The 19,080-nt window shown below is 66.1% G+C and carries 21 protein-coding genes; 10 read left to right on the top strand and 11 right to left on the bottom strand.

What is annotated here, in order from left to right; all coding sequences use genetic code 11:
- The first annotated feature begins 54 nt into the window (after positions 1-54).
- The 5 genes from O1A05_RS08390 to O1A05_RS08370 are packed head-to-tail and all read left to right on the top strand — an operon-like array spanning position 55 to position 4,857.
- A complete protein-coding gene (locus O1A05_RS08390) occupies positions 55-963 on the top strand; it encodes an ABC transporter ATP-binding protein (RefSeq protein WP_270104786.1) in 909 nt (302 codons plus the stop codon).
- On the top strand, positions 960-1,781 hold the full coding sequence (locus tag O1A05_RS08385) for an ABC transporter permease (protein ID WP_270104785.1): 822 nt from the start codon (positions 960-962) through the stop codon (positions 1,779-1,781). Before O1A05_RS08390 ends, O1A05_RS08385 begins: the two co-directional genes overlap by 4 nt.
- A 22-nt stretch (positions 1,782-1,803) precedes the next feature.
- Positions 1,804-2,985, top strand: a complete 1,182-nt coding sequence (locus tag O1A05_RS08380; RefSeq protein ID WP_270104784.1) for a sensor histidine kinase — start codon at positions 1,804-1,806, stop codon at positions 2,983-2,985.
- On the top strand, positions 2,982-3,638 hold the full coding sequence (locus O1A05_RS08375; protein WP_270104783.1) for a response regulator transcription factor: 657 nt from the start codon (positions 2,982-2,984) through the stop codon (positions 3,636-3,638). Before O1A05_RS08380 ends, O1A05_RS08375 begins: the two co-directional genes overlap by 4 nt.
- A 55-nt stretch (positions 3,639-3,693) precedes the next feature.
- On the top strand, positions 3,694-4,857 hold the full coding sequence (locus tag O1A05_RS08370) for a DNA recombination protein RmuC (protein WP_270104782.1): 1,164 nt from the start codon (positions 3,694-3,696) through the stop codon (positions 4,855-4,857).
- Positions 4,858-4,874: 17 nt separating this feature from the next.
- Here O1A05_RS08370 and O1A05_RS08365 read toward each other — a convergent pair whose 3' ends face one another.
- Together O1A05_RS08365 and O1A05_RS08360 are read right to left on the bottom strand one after the other, a co-directional pair.
- Positions 4,875-6,485 (bottom strand): SLC13 family permease, encoded by a 1,611-nt coding sequence (locus O1A05_RS08365; RefSeq protein WP_270104781.1) that lies wholly within the window; start codon positions 6,483-6,485, stop codon positions 4,875-4,877.
- 161 nt (positions 6,486-6,646) lie between these two features.
- Positions 6,647-7,588, bottom strand: coding sequence for a hypothetical protein (locus tag O1A05_RS08360; protein ID WP_270104780.1), 942 nt, complete (start codon positions 7,586-7,588; stop codon positions 6,647-6,649).
- 137 nt (positions 7,589-7,725) lie between these two features.
- Between O1A05_RS08360 and xseA the strand changes: the two genes are divergently transcribed.
- On the top strand, positions 7,726-8,988 hold the full coding sequence (gene xseA, locus O1A05_RS08355; protein ID WP_270104779.1) for an exodeoxyribonuclease VII large subunit: 1,263 nt from the start codon (positions 7,726-7,728) through the stop codon (positions 8,986-8,988).
- Positions 8,988-9,338, top strand: coding sequence for an exodeoxyribonuclease VII small subunit (locus O1A05_RS08350; protein ID WP_270104778.1), 351 nt, complete (start codon positions 8,988-8,990; stop codon positions 9,336-9,338). Before xseA ends, O1A05_RS08350 begins: the two co-directional genes overlap by 1 nt.
- Here the strand turns inward: O1A05_RS08350 and O1A05_RS08345 are convergent, their stop codons facing one another.
- From O1A05_RS08345 to O1A05_RS08330, 4 genes are all read right to left on the bottom strand, one after another.
- Positions 9,339-9,680 carry a hypothetical protein gene (locus O1A05_RS08345; protein WP_270104777.1) on the bottom strand — a complete coding sequence of 114 codons (342 nt, stop codon included), beginning with the start codon at positions 9,678-9,680 and terminating at the stop codon, positions 9,339-9,341.
- A 65-nt stretch (positions 9,681-9,745) separates the two neighbouring features.
- Entirely contained in the window at positions 9,746-10,558 is an 813-nt protein-coding gene (locus O1A05_RS08340) for a hypothetical protein (protein ID WP_270104776.1), read from the bottom strand.
- Positions 10,555-11,526: an ABC transporter ATP-binding protein gene (locus tag O1A05_RS08335; protein WP_270104775.1), complete on the bottom strand. Its 972-nt coding sequence runs from the start codon at positions 11,524-11,526 to the stop codon at positions 10,555-10,557. The genes O1A05_RS08340 and O1A05_RS08335 overlap by 4 nt, the downstream gene beginning before the upstream one ends.
- A 15-nt stretch (positions 11,527-11,541) precedes the next feature.
- A complete protein-coding gene (locus O1A05_RS08330; protein WP_270104774.1) occupies positions 11,542-11,901 on the bottom strand; it encodes a GntR family transcriptional regulator in 360 nt (119 codons plus the stop codon).
- A gap of 391 nt (positions 11,902-12,292) precedes the next feature.
- Between O1A05_RS08330 and O1A05_RS15720 the strand changes: the two genes are divergently transcribed.
- Genes O1A05_RS15720 through O1A05_RS08320 form a run of 3 tightly spaced genes read left to right on the top strand, consistent with a single transcriptional unit; the run spans position 12,293 to position 14,541 of the window.
- A complete protein-coding gene (locus O1A05_RS15720) occupies positions 12,293-12,346 on the top strand; it encodes a chloramphenicol resistance leader peptide (RefSeq protein ID WP_011113070.1) in 54 nt (17 codons plus the stop codon).
- Between the two features lie 21 nt (positions 12,347-12,367).
- Positions 12,368-13,543, top strand: a complete 1,176-nt coding sequence (cmx, locus tag O1A05_RS08325) for a chloramphenicol efflux MFS transporter Cmx (protein WP_005297378.1) — start codon at positions 12,368-12,370, stop codon at positions 13,541-13,543.
- Positions 13,543-14,541, top strand: a complete 999-nt coding sequence (locus tag O1A05_RS08320) for an IS481-like element IS5564 family transposase (protein ID WP_270104773.1) — start codon at positions 13,543-13,545, stop codon at positions 14,539-14,541. The genes cmx and O1A05_RS08320 overlap by 1 nt, the downstream gene beginning before the upstream one ends.
- Before the next feature lie 104 nt (positions 14,542-14,645).
- On the opposite strand, the gene O1A05_RS08315 is transcribed toward O1A05_RS08320, so the two are convergent.
- The 5 genes from O1A05_RS08315 to O1A05_RS08295 all read right to left on the bottom strand — a co-directional run bounded on the left by O1A05_RS08315 (position 14,646) and on the right by O1A05_RS08295 (position 19,024).
- On the bottom strand, positions 14,646-15,212 hold the full coding sequence (locus O1A05_RS08315) for a type 1 glutamine amidotransferase domain-containing protein (RefSeq protein ID WP_270104772.1): 567 nt from the start codon (positions 15,210-15,212) through the stop codon (positions 14,646-14,648).
- 93 nt (positions 15,213-15,305) lie between these two features.
- Positions 15,306-16,229, bottom strand: coding sequence for a PPK2 family polyphosphate kinase (locus tag O1A05_RS08310; RefSeq protein WP_270104771.1), 924 nt, complete (start codon positions 16,227-16,229; stop codon positions 15,306-15,308).
- Positions 16,219-17,445: a pyridoxal phosphate-dependent aminotransferase gene (locus tag O1A05_RS08305; protein ID WP_270104770.1), complete on the bottom strand. Its 1,227-nt coding sequence runs from the start codon at positions 17,443-17,445 to the stop codon at positions 16,219-16,221. Before O1A05_RS08305 ends, O1A05_RS08310 begins: the two co-directional genes overlap by 11 nt.
- A 71-nt stretch (positions 17,446-17,516) precedes the next feature.
- Positions 17,517-18,587, bottom strand: coding sequence for a hypothetical protein (locus tag O1A05_RS08300; protein ID WP_270104769.1), 1,071 nt, complete (start codon positions 18,585-18,587; stop codon positions 17,517-17,519).
- Positions 18,584-19,024: an NUDIX hydrolase gene (locus tag O1A05_RS08295; protein WP_270104768.1), complete on the bottom strand. Its 441-nt coding sequence runs from the start codon at positions 19,022-19,024 to the stop codon at positions 18,584-18,586. Before O1A05_RS08295 ends, O1A05_RS08300 begins: the two co-directional genes overlap by 4 nt.
- Positions 19,025-19,080: the final 56 nt, after the last annotated feature.

Below are 19,080 nucleotides of genomic sequence, written 5' to 3'. Positions count from 1 at the left end.
GGAACGTGATCGGCGGCAGTTCTGTACGGTGGTCGGGGCGAGCATGCTGGAGGTATGGATACCACTACAGCCATCTCGATTCAGGACGTCCATCGCCGCTTCGGCTCCGTGACCGCCGTCAACGGGATCACCCTCACCGTGACCACCGGGGAGGTGCTGGCCCTGCTCGGTCCCAACGGCGCCGGCAAGACCACCCTGCTGGACATGGTGCTCGGATTCACGACGCCGTCGTCGGGCACTATTTCGGTGTACGGCCGGGCCCCCGAGGCAGCCGCGCGGGACGGGCAGGTGGGCGCGGTGTTGCAGAACGGCGGGTTGCTCGATGACCTCACCGTGGCCGAAACCATCCGCATGGTCGCCGCCTGCCATGTGCGGCACCTGCCCGTGGCCGAAGTGATGCAGCGGGCTGGCGTGGCCAGCTTCGCCACCCGCAAAGTCAAAAAGTGCTCCGGCGGCCAGCAGCAGCGCCTGCGGTTCGCCCTGGCCCTGCTCACCGACCCGCAACTGCTGATTCTTGACGAGCCCACCGCCGGCATGGACGCCGGGGCCCGCCGCGAATTCTGGCAGACCATGCACGCCGAAGCCGAGCGCGGTCGCACCATTATTTTCGCCACCCACTACCTGCGCGAGGCCGACGACTACGCCGACCGGGTAGTGCTCGTCCAGGGCGGGCGGGTGGTGGCCGACGGCACCGTGTCCGAGATGACCACCGGCTTCCACCGGATCCTCACCGCCGTGTGGATCGGCGACGACGACCCCCGCGCTTGGGCGGCGCAGGCGGGGCTGCCCGAGGAGCAGTTCACCGTGGAGGCCGAGCGCTCCCGGATTCAGATCACCAGCCCGGACACCGATGCCCTCGCCGCCGAGTTGTTGGCCAGCGCGCGCATCCGTCACCTACAGATCGTCCAACCCAGCATCGAGGACGTGTTCTTCGAGCTCACCACCCAGGAGGTCCCGGCATGAGCACCGCCACGACACCCCGTGCGCCCCGTCGAACGCGTGCGCAGATCCTGTTCGGCTTCGTCGGCTGGGAGTTCTGGCGCAACTTCCGGATGGTCGACGCCACCTTCTTCATCATCGTGTTGCCGGTCGCTATGTACCTGATGTTCGGCGTGGCGATGGGCGTGGAGGGCGCCCGGGCCGGGGAGGGCAACGTGGCGGCCTACGTGATGACCTCCATGGCCGCTTATGGGGCGGTGATCGCGACGACGGCGATGGCCGGTTCCGCCGCCGTCGAGCGCACCCAGGGCTGGGGCCGGCAGCTGAATCTCACCGGCCTCACCCCGCCCGCCTACATGCTGGGCAAAATGCTGATGGCCGTGCTGATGGCGATCACCCCCATCGTGCTGGTGTATCTGGCCGGGCTGGTCACAGGGGCGGAGCTGGACTCGGTAGGGCTGTGGCTGTCGTCGGCGGCGCTGGTGCTGCTGGTCGCCGTCCCGTTCTCCCTCTACGGTCTCGCTTTCGCCCTGCTGTTCCGTTCGGAGACGGCGGTGAGTGCGGCGTCCGGGTTCCTGGTGATCTTCGCGTTCTTCGGCAACCTGTTCATTCCACTCTCCGGGGTGTTGCTGGAGATCGCCCGGTTCACGCCCCTGTACGGGGTGGCGATGCTAGCCCGTTGGCCGCAGACCGAGGGCATGATCGTGCCGATGTCGGAGGAGGAGGCGATGGCCGGCATCGAGTACGAATCCATGTGGGTGCTGCTGGTCAACCTGGGCGCCTGGACGCTGATCTTCGCCGTCGTGTGTTTGTTGGCCGCCCGTCGCCGGACCTCCCGCTGAGCTGCTGGGTAGACTCGGAACCGTGACCACATCGGGCTTGCTGGAGCCTCCCGCCACCCGCGAGGAGAAGATCAACACGCTGTTCAGCGCGGGCATCTGGCTGCTGTTCCTGGGGTGGACCGTCTACGGGTTCATCATCTCCACTGCCCCGGTGTACTGGCAGGTGGCCGGCTGGGTGGCGCTGCCGAGTTTCGTGGTGATCTACCTGTACAGCTTCCTGCACCCGGAACCGTTGACCGGGCTGCCCCGGTTCGCGAACACCCTGGCGTACACCGTCGTGCTGGTGGGTCTGGGGTTCGTGATGATGATGTCCACCCTGTATGCGGTGGTGAACATGGTGCCGTTTTTGATGGCACTGTGGCTGTTCAGCTCCCGGCTGCGTACCGGGCTGGCGGCAGTGGCCCTGATCGCCGTCGTCGTCACCTCCCTCGCGGTGGCGTTGCAGCTGGAGGCGTACGAGTCCTGGCTGTTGCCCGCCATCGGGATCCCCACCGTGATCTTGGTGATGGTGCAGATCAGCATCGAGCTGGAGGAGCGGCAGCGAGTGAACTCGGAGCGGCTGGCCCTCGCCGAACAGCGGGAGGACCTGGCCGGAACGGTGCACGATCTACTGGGACATTCGCTGACCACGGTCACCGTGAAGACCCAGCTGGCGCGCCGGTTGCTGCGGGTTGACCCGGAGGCGGCAGAGCGAGAGCTCGACGATGTGTTGGCCCTGTCGCGCCGGTCGCTGTCGGAGGTGCGCGCCACCGTGACGGATCTACGCCAGCCGGATCTGCTCGAGCAGCTGGACCAGGCGGAGCAGTCGCTGTGCGCCGCCGGAATCGAGCTGCGGCGCCCGGAACAGCTCCCCGCACTGACTCTGATGCAGCAGCAGGTGGTGGCCTGGGTGCTGCGCGAAACCGTGACCAATGTGATCCGGCATTCTGAGGCGCAGCGGTGCACGGTGTGCGTGGTAGACGGCGACGACGTGGGGCAGGTCATCGTGCGGATCGACGACGACGGGGTCGGCCTGCCGGCGGAGTGCGCCGACGCTGGCGCCGGCACGGGGGCTGGCGCCGCGGGCACAGGAACCGGGACTGGCACCGGGGCGATCGGCGAGCATCACGGGCTGCTCGGGATGCGCCGTCGCGTGGAAGCCGTGGGCGGCACCCTGCGCCTGGTGGACTTGGAGCCCGGAACCCGCGTGGAGGCGAGACTGTGACCCCCGCACCGACTTCTGAACCGACGTCAGAGCGCCCGTCAGAGCCGATCCGGCTGTTGCTGGCCGACGATCAGCACCTGGTGCGCGCCGGGCTGGCTGCGTTACTGAATCTGGAAGACGATCTCGAGGTCATCCACCAACAATCCTCCGGCGCCGGGCTCGTCGCGGCAGTACAGGAACACCGGATCGACGTCGCCGTGCTCGACATCGAGATGCCCGGAATGGACGGGATCACCGCCACCGAAACGCTCACCGCCACCCTCGAACAGCCACCAGCAGTGCTGATTCTGACTACATTTGGCCGCACCGGTTACCTGCAGCGGGCCATGGCGGCCGGGGCGCGCGGCTTCATGGTGAAAGACGCACCCGCCGAACAGCTGGCTGCCGCGATCCGCACCGTGCATGCCGGGGGCCGGGCGGTGGATCCGGGGCTGGCCGCTGAAGCGCTGAGCATACCCGCCAGCCCGCTGACCGAACGCGAGGCGGATGTGCTGCGGGCCGCGCTCACCGGGGCCTCGGTCAAGGCGATCGCCGCGCAGCTGTTCCTCTCCCCCGGCACCGTGCGCAATCACCTCTCCGCGGCCATCGGCAAGACCGGCACCACCAACCGGGCCGAGGCCGCACGCCAGGCCCAGTCCCACGGGTGGTTGTAACGTGCGTTGACCGCGCCGTCGTTATCGTGTCCGGGGGCTGTGAGACAGTGGGCTCATGGACGTTCTGGTGATCCTTCTCTGCACTCTGGCCGGTCTTGTACTCGGCGCCGCGCTCGGCGTCTGGATCGCGTGGCGCCGCTTCTCCGAGAACCCAGAGGAACGGGTGACGGCCGAGCAGCTGCGCACCGAGCTAGCCGAGGCCCGCACCCGCAGTGAGATGCTGGACCGGGCGCTCACCCAGGAGCAAAGTCGTGCCCGGCAAGACTCCGATGTGTTGCGCGAGCTGAACCCGCTCTCCCAGCAGATCAAGGATCTGGGCCACCATGTGCGCGTGCTGGAGCGGGACCGGCAGCACCAGTACGGTCAGCTCGCCCAGCAGCTGAAAACCGCCTCCGACACGGACTCCGCGCTGCTGCGCAACACTCAGGCGCTGGTGGCCACGCTGCGCGCCAACTCCGCTCGCGGCCACTGGGGTGAGGTGCAGCTGCGGCGCATCGTCGAGGCCGCGGGCATGCTGCGTCACACCGATTTCACCGAACAGGCGCATCTGCGCGGCGACGACGGCGCCCTGCGCCCGGACCTGCTGGTGTACCTGCCCGGGGAGAAGACCCTCGCCGTCGATGCGAAGGCCCCACTGGCCGCCGTGCTCGCCGCCGAAGAGCTCGCCCAGGCACCCGACGCCGCCGAGCGCCGTCGTGAATTAATGACCGAGCACGCCAAAGCCGTGCGGGCACATGTGGACCAGCTCGCCAAAAAACAATACTGGTCGGCTCTGGAGCACTCCCCCGAACTGGTGGTGTGCTTCCTGCCCGCCGAATCCTACCTTGCGGCCGCACTGGAGGCCGACCCGCATCTGCTCGACGACGCCTTCGGGAAGAACGTGGCCCTGGTGTCACCGGTGTCGCTGCTGGCCGCGCTGAAATCCGTGGCGTATTCCTGGCAGCAGGAGAACCTGGTGGACAACGCGAAGCTGATCGTCGATTCTTCGCGGCAGCTCTACCAACGGCTGGCTACCGTGGGCACCCATCTCACGGCCATGGGCAACAGCCTGCGCAAATCGGTGGACAGTTACAACACCCTGGTCGGCTCGGTGGAGTCCCGCCTGCTGCCCACCGCTCGGCGGCTCAACGAGCTGGATTCCACCCTGACGGCGCAGGAGCCAAGCCGCCCCATCGACTCGGCTCCCCGCTCACTGAGCGCTTCCGAACTCCTCGAGTGACCGGCGACATCGACCGGCTAGAGTGACAGCCCGAACACCCACATCAGCAGGGTGAGGCTGGCCGCGGAAATCAGCACGGCGGCGATGATGTTGATCAGCGCGCCGCCCTTCACCATCTGACCGATCGTCACATAGCCGGAACCGAAAGCGATCGCGTTCGGCGGCGTGGCCACCGGCAACATGAACGCACAGGTAGCAGCCAGCGCCACCGGGGCGCACAGCATCAGCGGCTCGATGCCGGTACCCATGGCCACGCCCGAGGCCACCGGCAAGAACGTCGCCGCGGTGGCGGTGTTCGACGTCATCTCGGTGAGCAACAGAATACCGACGGCGGCAATCACGATGAGCACCCAGGCGGCCACCTCGATGCCCTGCACCTGCACGCCCAGCCATTCCGAGAGCCCGGATGCCGAGAACTGCGCCGACAGGGCCAGCCCGCCACCGAACAGCAGCAGCACTCCCCAGGGCAGTTCCAGCGCGGTGTCCCAATCCAGCAGGCGCACCCCGCGGGACGCCCCGGCCGGGCAGAGGAACAGCACCAGCCCCACCAGCATGGCGATGCCGGCGTCGGAAATGAACGGATCCTCCAGGCCCAGCAGGTACACGGAGATCAGCGGCACCGTGATCCACGCGACGGCGGCGGTGATGAAGATGATCAGCACCCGGATCTCCGCCGCCGACATCGGGCCCAGCTTCCGGTATTCGCCGCGGATCATCTCGGCACCACCTGGAATGTGGTCCATCTCGGGGCGGAACAGCATCTTGGTCAGCACGAACCACGCGCCGACCATGAGCACAATCGAGATGGGCACGCCGACGAGCATCCACTGGCCGAAGCCGATGGTGAAGCCGTGTTCCTGCGACATGTGCGCGGCCAGCAGGGCGTTCGGCGGGGTGCCAATCAGCGTGCCCAGCGAACCGATCGACGCGGAGTAGGCGATCCCCAGCATCAGTGCGGTGCCGAAATTCGACTTCTGCACCAGCTTCTTGGCCTCGTCGTCGTCAAGATTCTCCACCCCCTGCGCCGAGGCGCTCGCGTCCTCCTCGGTGGTGATTTTCTTGACCAGCAACAACACGGAAATACCGATCGGCAGCATCATCACGGCGGTTGCGGTGTTGGACACCCACATAGACAAGAAACCCGTGGCGATCATGAACCCGGCGATCAGCGCGGCCGGTTTCGATCCCATCAGCGAGAGCACCAGCAGCGCGATCCTGCGGTGCAGGTTCCACCGTTGCATGGCCAGGGCGAGCATGAATCCGCCCATGAACAGGAAGATGACGTTGTTACCGTAGCTGGCGCCGATGGTGTCGACGCTGACGCCGCCGTCAGACTCCTCGGCCGGCACCAACACCGGAAAGATGATGAGCGGCAGTAGCGCGGTGGCCGGAATCGGCACGGCCTCGGTCATCCACCAGATCGCCATCAGCACCGCGGTGGCGGCGGTGAGCCGCGGCCAGACGCCGATGTCGCCGGGCATGATGAAGAACAGGAGGGCGGCGACGAACAGGCCCAAGCTGATGCCCAGCACGCGACGTCGCCAGGTAGTGCGTTCCAGCGGTGGGGTCTTCGCGCCGGGCGAAAGCTCCCGCTCGTCCGTACTGGGGTGATATTCCTGGGGGCTCATCGGGATTCCTCACGGTCGACGGCAACGTGCCCCGTGATGGTCCACATCGACGGGGACGCCCTGAGTCTACCCACCCCGCGCGTGATATGGACCACATCGTCGTCGCCGCCGACCGTCTTGAGGCTATCTTGAGGTTCAGGCAGCAGCCATTCAGGAGCAGGTCAGCGGCGGGTCATTGCGGTGACGGCGGCTGTGATCAGACCGATGAACACCGCCGCGGCCCCGCCGACCATCACCCACATGGTGTCGGGCAGCAGCACGGAACGAAAGCCGCCCACCAACGCCTCCACCATCGCCGATTCTGCGGTACCTTCCGCCGCGGTGGTGGCCTGGGTGAACTGCTCCTGCAGCCACCAGCGCGCCGCTGCTCCCCCGGCCAGCACGGCAGCGCCACCGAAGAGCCACACCAGCGACCGGCCGCGATAGGGCGCGACCATCAGGGCCACGAGGAACAGCACGACGGCGGCACCGGCGGCCCACATCCAGTACCCGACGACCGATTCGACGAACGCCAGCTGCCGCGGCGACACATCCTCGGTGGCCGGGAACCCGGTGGTCACACTCAGATCGTCGGGCACCTCGGCCACCGCGTCGTCGATCATCGCACCGATCTGATCCCCGAAGGGCAGCCCGGACACGGCGTCGCGCAGTGATGAGGTCAGCACCTCGGCGGAGAGCTGGGCGAGCGGGCCGATGTCCAGGTCCAGTTGGGCGGCGTCGTCGGGCACCTCACGACCGGCGTCGAGCTCGGTGCGGATGGCGCGCAGTTGCTCCACCCATCCAGTACGCGTCTGCTCCAGGGACGCCGACCAGGCCTGATCAAAACCCTCGTCGGCGACAATGTTGCCGGCCAGCGATCCGGTCACCTGCGACACCATGTCGGCGGCGAATCCGGGGGCGACGTCCTCGAGCGCTTGGCCCGCGGCAGAGCCCACCAGCTCCGGGGCAGCCTCGCGCAACGCCTGCCCCTCCGCCGAACTGGCAGCGATCTGCTGGAGCGGTTCCGGGGTGTGCAGCACGGCGTCGATGCGATAGCTGGCCACCGCCAGCACCGCGAGCACCCCGCTGAGCACGGCCAACAGCGCGGCAAGAACATGTCGCATGAGTCTCCTTCGACGTCGTGGGGGCTCAGGCGCGGCACGATTCGCCATCGAGAGCCGTTTCTACGATACGACGTCGGACTGAGACGATACTGTGGAAACGCAGTGCCCGCACGACCAGACCACGGAGAGGAGCACCGATGACCGAGCCAGTGCCTGGCACGGCCGGCGAAACGTCCGCCGAGAGCCCGTGGCCGCTGCGGTTGCTCTCCGAAAACCTGAAGGCCTACCTGGATCGCGCCCCGACCACCTGGATCGAGGGGCAGCTGATCGAGCACAAGGAGTCCCGGGGGCACTTGTGGTTGACCATGCGGGACCTGGATGAGGATTACTCGATGCCGGTGACGGTGTGGCGCTCCACCGCGGCGCGCCTGGGCCCGGGCATCGAGCAGGGCGCCCGGGTGGTGGCGGCGGTCAAGCCGAACTTCTACACCAAGACCGGGCGGCTGAACCTGATTGCCTCCGAGATGCGCCCGGTGGGTCTGGGCGACCTGTTGGCCCGAGTGGAGCGGTTGCGGCGTTCCCTCGACGCCGAGGGGCTGTTCTCTCCCGCATTGAAGAAGCCGCTGCCGTTGTTGCCTGAGCGCATCGGACTGATCACCGGGCGCGATTCCGACGCCATGAAGGACGTGCTGCGCAATACGCATCTGCGCTGGCCGGCCGCTGAGTTTGAGCTGCGCCCGGTGGCGGTGCAGGGTCCGACGGCGGCCCGCGAGGTGATGGCCGCGCTGGCCGAGCTGGATGCTGATCCGCGCGTCGACGTCATCGTGATCGCCCGAGGCGGCGGCGCACTGGAAGAGGTGGTGCTGCCGTTCAGCGATGAAGCACTCGTGCGTGCGGTGGCGGCCGCGCAGACCCCGGTGGTGTCGGCCATTGGTCACGAGGCGGACCGCCCGGTGCTCGACGACGTCGCCGATGTGCGCGCATCCACCCCGACCGATGCGGCCAAGCGCATCGTCCCCGACGCTGGCGAGGAACGCGCCCGCATCAACGACGCCCGGCTGCGGCTGGCTTCGGCGGTGGAGCGGCGCGTGCGGCAGGAAGCTGAGCACCTGCAGCAGGTGCGTTCCCGGCCCGTGTTGGCCGCCCCGGAGACCATGATCACCCAGCGTCACGAGGACCTGGTGCGTCTGCGTGATCGTGCCCGTCTCACCTTCACCGGTGCCCTGCGCCGCGAACACGACGTCGTCACCCAACTGCGCGCCCGGGTGCGCTCGCTGTCACCCCAGCACACTCTGGACCGCGGCTATGCGGTGGTGCAACACGACGCGGCGGTGGTGCGCGACGCCGCCGTCGTCAGCCTCGGCGATGAGCTCGACATTCTGCTGGCTGCCGGTCGACTCTCCGCCACCGTGTCGGGTAGTGCCTCGGGCACGACTCCCATCGAACCGAAAGGATCCTGATGACCTCCGCGAATTCTGATGCCCACCCCGAGCCCGGCCCCGGAGCTGGCCCTGCCGAGTCGGCGGTCGAAGGGTTCTCCTCCGCTGACGTCTCCGATGTGGTGACCCTGAGTTATGAGCAGGCACGCGCCGAACTCGTCGAAACGGTGACCCGGCTGGAGGCCGGTGGCGCCGGGCTCGAGGAGTCGCTGGCCCTCTGGGAGCGCGGAGAAGCGCTGGCCCAGCGGTGTGAAGCGTGGCTCGACGGCGCCCGGCGCCGACTCGACGAAGTGCGTGCTCAGGCCGGCGGCGAGGTTCCGGTGGCCGAGGGCGGATCGCCCGAGGCAGCGGACGGAAACAACGCCGGCTGATCAGACCCGTGGCGCGACTGATGTGACCCTGAACGCGGTTGCGTGAGCCGGTTCGGTTTCCACCCCCGTTGTCGACGCAGGCGCGGCCACCGTATTGCCACCATCGAACATGATGCACCTCGCACCACGCCGCGGATTCGTGGCCGCGGATTGCAGGGCACACCGTGCCTCGTGCCCGGCCTCGAAGGGAGAGATATTGGCACTGTCCTGCAGGAATCCCTTGGGGTCCCGGTAGCCGATCTTCCCTGCGGCGGGCAGGCCAAGCAGCTCGGACCTGTCCCGCGGTGAGTGGAAGGCATCCGCGGTGACGCCATCCAGCCGGGCCTGCACCCCGGCAGCCACCCCGCCCCGGAATACTCCGGTGACGGGGTGATGCGTAGAGTGACAGCGTCAACTGCGCAGTGGGTTCAGATCGTCGCCTTGCGGATCAGCGCGTAGTTGAGCACGGCGAGCAGCACGACGCCGAGCCCGAACCACGCCGCCAAGGTCAGCGTGGTCTGATTAAGGAACCAGAGCCACACGGACATCCATCCCTCCTGCAGGGTCACGACGGCCACCCAAGCCAGCAGCACGAGGACGACACCGATCATCACGATCCAGAGGTTCACCAGGGAGACCCGGCGGTAAAGGATCGCCCAGAAGAACCCGAAGAGCATAAAGAACAGGCACAGCACAGCACCCAAGACGCTCACGCCAAGGATTCCAGCACTGTCGGTGAACACAGGAGCGTCGAACACGTACACGTGCCGCCCCAGCCCGTCGGTCAGCCGCTCGATCACCGCACCCAGCGCCACGAAGGCGCCGAAGCCGACCGAGACCAACCCGAAGGCGAGGAATGCGCCCAGCACGTAGACACGACGCGAATAGCTCAGCGCCATCGAGAAGGGGAAGGTGTGCGATGCCGCATACGCCGCCATGAAGGCCAAACACCAGATGGTGGCTTGGGCCGCACCCGGTGCGATCAGCGGATCCTCGATCGGGTTGCGGTCGTCGATCTGGGCATCAATCATCAGCAAGATGCCGACGCCGATCGCCCACGAGAGCCCCATCACCATCAGCGGCACCCAGATCAGCGTGGAAGGTACCGCGAACTGCAGGCGGAACGCGGCGGGAACCCGAGCGAAGCTGGAGCGCTGTTCGGGTCGTTGGCCCGGGGCACTCGCGGTCACGCCCGTGTGGTCGGTGCGGGAATGGTTGTTGTTGGTCACGGTGGCATTCATCGCCGGTCCTCCAGAGTCAGGTCGTCGGACAGCGCAGCATCCATGGAAACCCCTGCGCCCACGGGCTCCGTGCGGTCGGCCCGCCGGGTGAGGTGCACGATCAGTTGCTGCAGCGAGACCGGTACCAGGTCGAGGTCCAGTTTCCGCACCAGCTGGTGCTCCTGCTCGCTCAGGGCTCCCAGCACGGTCATGCGCACCATGCGGCCCAGTTCCTCTTGGTGTAGCACTTCGCGGTTTCCCACTACCTGGGCGACGGCGTCGGCTCGCCCCACCACGGTGACAGCGCGGTCGCGCAGTTCCTCGGCGGATTCGTCCACCAGGATGGCGCCGTCGTCGATCACCACGACATTCTCAATCAGGTGGGCAATCTCGTCGATCAGGTGCGAGGAGATCACGATAGTGCGCGGGTGGGCGCTGTAATCCTCGAGCAGCCGGTCGTAGAACAGCTGGCGAGCCACGGCGTCCAGACCCATATAGGGCTCGTCGAAGAACGTGATCGGCGCCCGGGAGGCAATGCCAATAATGACGCCGACGGCGGATTTCTGCCCGCGCGACATCTTCTTGATCCGGGTTTTCATGGGCACCCGGAAATCAGCGATCAGCCGCTGTGCCAGCTCCTCATTCCAGAGCGGGAACGCTTCGGATGCCGCACGGAATGCGTGCCGAGCCAGGGCGTCCTCGGGGTAGCGCTGCTCCTCGCGGACGAAGCAGATACTCGGCATCACCTGCTCGTTTTCGTAGGGGCTCTGCCCGAAAATGCGGACCTCCCCCTCGGTGGGCCAGTCCTGAGCGGTCAGCAGCGACATCAGGGTGGTTTTGCCGGCGCCGTTGCGCCCTAGCAGTCCGTGGATCTGGTCACGCGCCAGGCTCAGCGAGACGCTGTTCACGGCGACGGTGTCCTTGAAACGCCGGGTGACATGACGCGCTTCGATGGAGACGGCGTCGCCCGGGCTGTCGTGGATCGACATGGTGTTCTCCTCGGTTCAGGACCGGTCGCGTTCGCGGATCATGGTGATCACCGCGTCGTCGTCCAGCCCGATGGCCCGCGCCTCGCTCAGCAGCGGGTTGAGGTAGTGGTCCGCGAATCGGGTGCGGCGCTCCTGACGCACGATCTCGCGTGCACCAGAGGCGACGAACATGCCCAAGCCACGACGCTTGACCAGGATCCCCCGGTCGACCAAGAGGTTGACCCCTTTGGCGGCGGTGGCGGGATTGATCCGGTGGAAAGCGGCGAGTTCATTGGTCGACGGCGCGCGCTCATCTTCGGCCAGCGATCCATCGAGCACGGAAGACTCGATCTGCTCGGCGATCTGCACGAAGAGAGGACGTCCATCGTCCATCACCCACCACCTTTCACGTGCCTGTCAGCATCGTACGCGAGGTCACCACCTCTGTGGTTCATTACTCTACTAATGAACCATGGAACCGGGCCATCCGTCAAGCACGACTACAAAATCCTCAGCAACTCGAAGTACCTGAGTCTTACCGATAGCGTGAACTCATGACCAAGCACAGAATATGGCGCTCTAGGTGTGATGTCCAGGGACGTTGTTCTGGCCCCCGCCCGTAATGACACCGTGCCGATTCAAGAAGTATCTGTCCAGACCGCTTGCCATTGAAGGCATGTTAGAGTTTGGGGCATGTCGAGTCCCGAATCAGACAGGTCAGGGGTTGTCGGTCACACCGCCAGCCCCTTGAACCACTAGTTACGACGCCCACGATCTGTGTGGGCGTATGTCTGGCGTACCCGGGGCGCTGGCCGTGGTGACAAGAAGAACCATTTCTTGATCTCACACCTCGGAGTACTCGATGCCTTTTGCCCTTTACATGCTTGCCCTGGCGGTCTTCGTCATGGGCACTTCAGAATTCATGCTCGCGGGATTGCTCCCCGCGATCGCGACCGAACTTGACGTCTCGGTCGGCACTGCGGGCCTGCTGACCTCCGCATTCGCAGTCGGTATGGTCGTCGGCGCGCCAGTGATGGCGGCATTCGCTCGCCGTTGGCCACCGCGGCTCACATTGATCGTTTGCCTTCTCGTGTTCGCGGGAAGCCACGTCATCGGAGCGATGACACCAGTGTTCTCTCTCCTGCTCATCACCCGGGTGCTCAGCGCTCTCGCAAACGCAGGATTCCTCGCCGTAGCACTGAGCACGGCCACTACCCTCGTGCCAGCGAACCAGAAGGGGCGTGCACTGTCGATCCTGCTCTCCGGCACGACGATCGCAACCGTCGTGGGCGTCCCCGCCGGGGCACTGCTCGGCACAGCGCTGGGCTGGCGAACGACGTTCTGGGCGATCGCCATCCTCTGTATTCCCGCGGCCGTTGGAGTCATTCGTGGCGTCACGAACAATGTTGGTCGGAGCGAGACTAGCGCGACCTCACCAAGGCTCCGTGTCGAGCTCAGCCAGTTGGCGACGCCGCGGCTCATCCTGGCCATGGCACTCGGAGCGCTGATCAACGGAGGGACCTTTGCGGCATTCACCTTCCTGGCACCCATCGTGACCGAGACCGCGGGCTTGGCCGAAGCGTGGGTGTCCGTCGCGCTGGTGATGTTCGGCATCGGATCGTTCCTTGGCGTCACGATCGCAGGACGACTATCAGATCAACGACCTGGCCTCGTGCTCGCAGTCGGCGGACCGCTATTGCTGACAGGCTGGATCGTGTTGGCAGTGGTCGCATCTCATCCCGTTGCGCTTATCGTCCTCGTCCTCGTTCAGGGATTCCTGTCGTTCGGCGTCGGCAGTACTCTGATCACGCGTGTGCTGTATGCAGCATCGGGTGCGCCAACGATGGGCGGTTCGTACGCAACCGCAGCATTGAATATCGGAGCTGCAGCGGGGCCCGTGCTTGGTGCGCTCGGGCTCGCGACCGGGCTGGGGCTGCTCGCGCCGGTTTGGGTCGCTTCGGTGCTGACAGCGATCGCTCTCGTCATCATGCTTCTCACCAGACGCGCGCTTACGAAGACCGCGGCGGAGGCCAATTGATGACCCATCCGAACGCTCTTCTCACTCCTCGTGCCCGTCTCCGGTTAGCTCGGCTGATTGTCGAAGACGGCTATCCGGCCACGATCGCCGCAAAGATGTTCATGGTCTCCCCGATCACTGCCCGGAAATGGGCAGGCCGCTACCGGGAAGAGGGTGAGTTTGGGATGCAGGATCGCTCCAGCAAGCCGCACCGGATCCCAGGCAGGACGCCCGAGCATGTCAAGAAGAAGATCATCAACCTGCGCTGGCGGCTTCGACTGGGGCCAGCCCAGATCGCTGCGCGACTTGGTCTCTCGACGTCGACTGTTCACGCGGTCCTCGTCCGTTGCCGCGTGAACCGCCTCTCGCATATCGATCGTGTCACTGGCGAGCCATTGCGGCGATATGAGCATCCTCATCCGGGATCGTTGATTCATGTCGATGTCACGAAGTTCGGCAACATCCCCGACGGCGGTGGACATCGTTACGTAGGTCGGCAGCAAGGCGCACGGAACAAGCTCGCGACTCCGGGATTACCACGAGGAAAAGATCACAAGCCGCGCACCGGGACGGCGTTCGTTCACACAGTCATCGATGACCACTCCCGCGTCGCATACGCAGAAATCTGGTCGGATGAGCAGGCGAGCACAGCGGTGGGAGTTCTCGAACGCGCCGTGGCCTGGTTCGCCGAACGAGGCGTGACCGTCGAGCGAGTCCTATCCGACAACGGGTCGGCATACAGATCCCACGCATGGAGGGACTTCTGCGCTCGGCTCGGCATCCGACACAAGCGGACACGCCCCTACCGGCCGCAGACGAACGGGAAGATCGAGCGATTCCACCGCACGCTCGGGGACGGCTGGGCCTATGCCAGGTTTTACGGTTCAGAGGCCGAACGACGCCTGGCGCTGCCCGGCTGGCTCCACTTCTACAACCACCACCGACACCACTCTGCGATTGGCGGCGTACCCTTCGACCGACTCAACAACGTCCCTGGACATCACATCAGGGTTCCGTGATCGGTGCCGTGATCCTCTTCGGCGGAACGGACGTTAAGATGAACGGCGCCTGCACTCTGTGGTGGAGTGCAGGCGCCGTCGTCGTGGGACGTGTGGGGCTAGGGTCAGGTGGTCTGGTCCTGGTGCTTGCCCTCGGCGGCTTCCTCGACGAGCTTGTCGTTGAAGGCATCCAGATCGTCGGGGGTGCGGGAAGTGGTGAGTCCGGCGTCGACGACGACTTCCTGGTCCACCCAGTCCGCGCCCGCGTTCTTCAGGTCCAGCGAAACGTTCGCCACCGAGGTCAGCGTGCGGCCCTCCGCGACTCCGGCATTGATCAGAATCCAGGGCGCGTGGCAGATCGCGGCCACCGGCTTGTGCTGGGAGAAGAATCCGCGCACGAAGCCCAGTGCGTCCTCATCCACGCGCAGAGTGTCAGCATTCAGGGTGCCGCCGGGCAGCACCAGCGAGTCGAAGTCCTCGGCGCGCGCATCGGAGACGTGCAGGTCCACGGTGAAGGTGTCGCCGTGGTCCCAGTCGCCAATCATGCCGGTGAGAGTGTCGCGCTGCGGGGAGACCAACACGGGGGTGCCACCCGCCTCCTTCACAGCTTCCCAGGGCGAGGTGAGCTCAATCTGCTCGACGCCGTTGGTGGCAAGAAAGGCGATGCGGTGTCCGGTCAGTTCTGCGGTCATGACTACCTCCTGGGGTGGTGCGGCTAGGTCATTGCGTGGTGCTATCCACGGTGCTCAGTCAAACACTGACTACCCGGGGTCAACAAGCCCCGCTCAACGGGTGGCTTCGAGACGGGTACGCTCTAAGTCAACGTCGAAATTCGCCGGCGGCCATTCCAGGTTCTTCGCACCCAATCGTTCCAGGAGCAGCTGCTGGACGGCGAGGCGGGCGTACCACTTCCGGTCGGCAGGAATCACGAACCAGGGAGCCTCGGGCTTGTCGGTCTCCTGCAGGGCGATCTGGTAGACCTCACGGTAGGCGTCCCACTTCTCGCGGGCGTCGACGTCGTCGGAGGTGAATTTCCAGTGCTTCCGCGGGTTGTCCAGCCGGGCCAAGAGGCGATGGTACTGCTCGTCCTTGCCCAGGTGCAGCAGCACCTTGATCACGTCGGTACCGTTGCCGGCCAGGTCCTTCTCGAACTGGCGGATGGAACCATAGCGTCGCTGCAATCGGGAGGGTGGGATGAGCTCTTCGACGCGGTGCACTAAGACATCTTCGTAGTGGGAACGGTCGAACACCGCGACCTCCCCGTGGCGCGGGGTGTGTTTGCGAATCCGCCAGAGGAAGTCGTGCTGCAGTTCTTCGGCGGTCGGTTTCTTGAACCCGACCTGGTGGACGCCCTGCGGGTCCATGGCGCCGATGACGTGGCGCATCACGCCACCCTTGCCGGAGGTGTCCATCCCCTGGATGACCAGCAGCACCGAGGTGCGCAGCCCGGCACCGACGGCATTGGCGAAGAGCAGTTCCTGCAGCTCGGAGAGCCGTGCGGAGTCCTCGGCCAGGCGACGCTGACCGTGCTTTTTCTTGCCCTCGAACCCAGGGGTGGCGCGGGTGTCCAGACCGGCGAGGTCGCGCAGCGCGCCAGCGTCGTCGAACGCGTACGAACGCAGGGCGGCGTGGAAGGGACCGAGTCCAGCGACCTCGGCAATGTCTTTGGGGGTGCCCTCGGTGGTCTCGGGGCGCGGCTCAGCGCTCACGGTATTCCTCCAGGAAGTCGGCGATCCGCCCGATGCCCTCCTCTAGGTCGTCCACCGACGGCAGAGTCACCAGACGGAAGTGGTCGGTGTTCGGGTAGTTGAACGCTCCGCCGTGGGAGACCAGGATCTTTTCCTGACGCAGCAGCTCGATGACGAACTTCTCGTCGTCGTCGATGGGGTAGATCTCCGGGTCCAGCTTCGGGAACAGATAGAGCGCGCCGTGGGCGGGCTGCACAGAGACCCCGGGAATGTCGGAGAGCAGCTTCTGGGCCAGGTTGCGCTGTTCGAGCAGACGGCCACCGGGCAGGAGCAGGTCGTTGATGGACTGGTAGCCGCCCAGCGCAGTTTGGATGGCGTGCTGGGCGGGAACGTTGGCGCACATGCGCATGTTGGCCAGCAGGGTGAGCCCCTCCAAGAAGTCCTCGGCGCGGTGCTTCGGCCCGGATACGGCCACCCAGCCGGAACGGTATCCGGCCACCCGGTACGCCTTGGAGAGACCGGAGAAGGTGAGGGTGAAGACGTCGTCGGAGAGGCCGGCGAGGTTGATGTGGCGGGCGCCGTCGTAGGTGATCTTTTCGTAGATTTCGTCGGCCATCAACACCAGATTGTTGCGCCGGGCCAGGTCGGTGATCTCCATCAGGGTCTGCCGGGAGTACACCGCACCGGTGGGGTTGTTGGGGTTGATCACGACAATGCCCTTGGTGCGCTCGGTGATCAGCGACTCCAGGTGCTCAATGTCCGGGGCCCAGCCTTCTTCCTCCACGCACCGGTAGTGCACGGCCCTGCCGCCGGCCAGGGTGGTGGCACCGGTCCACAGCGGGTAATCCGGTGAAGGAATCAGCACCTCGTCGCCGTCGTCCAACAGCGCGGTGAGCACCATGGAGATCATCTCGGAGACACCGTTGCCGATGTAGACGTCGTCGACCGTGATGTCGCGGATGCCACGGGACTCGTAGTACTGGGAGACGGCGGTGCGAGCCGAGTAGATGCCGCGGGAGTCGGAGTACCCCTGGGCGTGCGGCAGGTTCGAGTACATGTCCTTCAGGATCGCCTCGGGGGCTTCGAATCCGAAGGGTGCCGGGTTGCCGATGTTGAGCTTCATGATGCGGTGGCCGGCCGCCTCCAGGCGCTGCGCCTCCTCCAGAATCGGACCGCGCACGTCATAGCGGACGTTGAGCAGCTTGGAAGATTGCGTGAAGTGCTTGCCTGGTTTCATGGTTTCTCGCTTCGGACGTGGGGGGGCGGTGATGCGCGCGGCATCGTGTTGATTCTGTCAAACGCGGACGGCTAGAACCAGCCATCGGGTGCGTCAATGAGCTGCTGGTCGAACAACCAATAGCGGGCGGTGGTGGCAGCGTCGAGGTCCAAGGCGGCAGAGTCGGCGTGCTGGTGAATGCGGGTGAGCTCGGTGAGCTGTTCGCCGTCGAGTCGGGAGGCCAGCGTGGAGACGGCGTTGGGGACCGGCTCACCGATCGACTCGGTGGCGGTATTGAGGGCGTCGGCATCGCCAAGAATGAGGAACCGGCCTTCGGGCAGCAGCTGCTCGGAATCCTGCAGGGTAGCGAATCCAAGGTCAGCGATGCGCGGGTCGGCCCCATAGAGCAGCCCGGCGGCGTCGGGGGTCGTGAGCAGGTGCTCGACGGTGGCGGCGGTGGGATCAGTGGTGGAGCTGGGAGCGGCCTCGCCGTCGGAGGGGGCGTCGACCGTGCAGCCCAGGTCCTCCAGGTTCTCGACGACGAGGCCGGCCAGTGCAGGGGCCACGGCGCCCACACTCCAGTCGAGTTCGGGACAGATGTTGTTGGCGGTGACTTCCGAGCGTTCGGGTTCCCCGGAATCGGTGAGCCCGTCAAGCACACCCTGGCCGGCGGAGCCACGCTGCTCCGGGTCCAGATCGGAGACGGATTCGAGCCCGTAGAAGCTCGCGGTGGCGACGCTGGTCACCAGGTTCAGCCGCAGGGTCCCCGGGGTTTCGGCGAGCACCTCTTGTCCGGAATCCTCCAGGTAGGTCTCAACGTCCGTGGACACGGAAAACTCGTCATCCGTGGAGCCGCTGGAGTCGGTGTGCTCGGCCGCGGCCAGGGCAAGCGAATTCACGACGGCGATGTCGGTGCCGGACTGCGAGCGCCAGGGCTCAGCCACCGTGTTGACGGTCACAGTGGCACCCTGATCGCGCAGATACTCGGCCAGGGCGTGCCCCACCGCCTGATCCAGGGCGGCCGGGGCGGCGGCGATGTGCAGGGTGGGTGCCGGCTCGGCTGAGGGTTCGGGCTCGGGTTCGCCGGCGCATCCGGCGAGCAGCAGCGTACTGAGTCCGGCCAGGACCAGCAGTCGGGCCGGTGCGGGAACCGTCGCACTCATTCGCTGGGCACCGTCCGGTTCTCGAGCTGGGCCAGGGCGTAGCTGACGAACGTGGAGTGCCGGTGCTGACCCAGCTCTGACAGCGGGAACCAGGCGGCGTCGATGGAGGATCCGTCCGTTTCTGGCCGCAGGTCCCCGGAAACCACCGTGGCGGTGTAGAGGGTGCGGTGCATCATCAGGGCGCGGCCCTCGGCGCTCAGCCGTTGCTCGGCCGGAATGGTGTAGGTGGACACGCTGAGCAGGGAGTCGAGCCGCACCTGGTAGCCGGTTTCTTCAGAAACTTCGCGCCGACAGGCTTCCTCGGGCTGTTCGCCGAATTCGATGCCACCCCCGGGTAGCGTCCACACCTTCTCGACCGGTCCATCCCAGAGACTGAGCAGGATCGCGTCGTCGCGCACGATCAGGGCATAGGCTCCGGGACGCCAGTCGAAGGTCATGGGCACAGTCTAGTAGCTCTCGGGGTCGATCCCGGCTGTGACGACGCACTAGACTG

Source organism: Citricoccus sp. NR2, assembly GCF_027594385.1.
Taxonomy (GTDB): domain Bacteria; phylum Actinomycetota; class Actinomycetes; order Actinomycetales; family Micrococcaceae; genus CmP2.
This window is presented reverse-complemented; position numbering and strand designations above follow the sequence as displayed.

Coding starts and splice junctions, on each gene's coding strand:
- O1A05_RS08390 (WP_270104786.1), top strand. CDS start 55: ATGGATACCACTACAGCCATCTCGATTCAGGACGTCCATCGCCGCTTC.
- O1A05_RS08385 (WP_270104785.1), top strand. CDS start 960: ATGAGCACCGCCACGACACCCCGTGCGCCCCGTCGAACGCGTGCGCAG.
- O1A05_RS08370 (WP_270104782.1), top strand. CDS start 3,694: ATGGACGTTCTGGTGATCCTTCTCTGCACTCTGGCCGGTCTTGTACTC.
- O1A05_RS08365 (WP_270104781.1), bottom strand. CDS start 6,485: ATGAGCCCCCAGGAATATCACCCCAGTACGGACGAGCGGGAGCTTTCG.
- O1A05_RS08360 (WP_270104780.1), bottom strand. CDS start 7,588: ATGCGACATGTTCTTGCCGCGCTGTTGGCCGTGCTCAGCGGGGTGCTC.
- xseA (WP_270104779.1), top strand. CDS start 7,726: ATGACCGAGCCAGTGCCTGGCACGGCCGGCGAAACGTCCGCCGAGAGC.
- O1A05_RS08350 (WP_270104778.1), top strand. CDS start 8,988: ATGACCTCCGCGAATTCTGATGCCCACCCCGAGCCCGGCCCCGGAGCT.
- O1A05_RS08340 (WP_270104776.1), bottom strand. CDS start 10,558: ATGAATGCCACCGTGACCAACAACAACCATTCCCGCACCGACCACACG.
- O1A05_RS08335 (WP_270104775.1), bottom strand. CDS start 11,526: ATGTCGATCCACGACAGCCCGGGCGACGCCGTCTCCATCGAAGCGCGT.
- cmx (WP_005297378.1), top strand. CDS start 12,368: ATGCCTTTTGCCCTTTACATGCTTGCCCTGGCGGTCTTCGTCATGGGC.
- O1A05_RS08320 (WP_270104773.1), top strand. CDS start 13,543: ATGACCCATCCGAACGCTCTTCTCACTCCTCGTGCCCGTCTCCGGTTA.
- O1A05_RS08315 (WP_270104772.1), bottom strand. CDS start 15,212: ATGACCGCAGAACTGACCGGACACCGCATCGCCTTTCTTGCCACCAAC.
- O1A05_RS08305 (WP_270104770.1), bottom strand. CDS start 17,445: ATGAAACCAGGCAAGCACTTCACGCAATCTTCCAAGCTGCTCAACGTC.
- O1A05_RS08300 (WP_270104769.1), bottom strand. CDS start 18,587: ATGAGTGCGACGGTTCCCGCACCGGCCCGACTGCTGGTCCTGGCCGGA.
- O1A05_RS08295 (WP_270104768.1), bottom strand. CDS start 19,024: ATGACCTTCGACTGGCGTCCCGGAGCCTATGCCCTGATCGTGCGCGAC.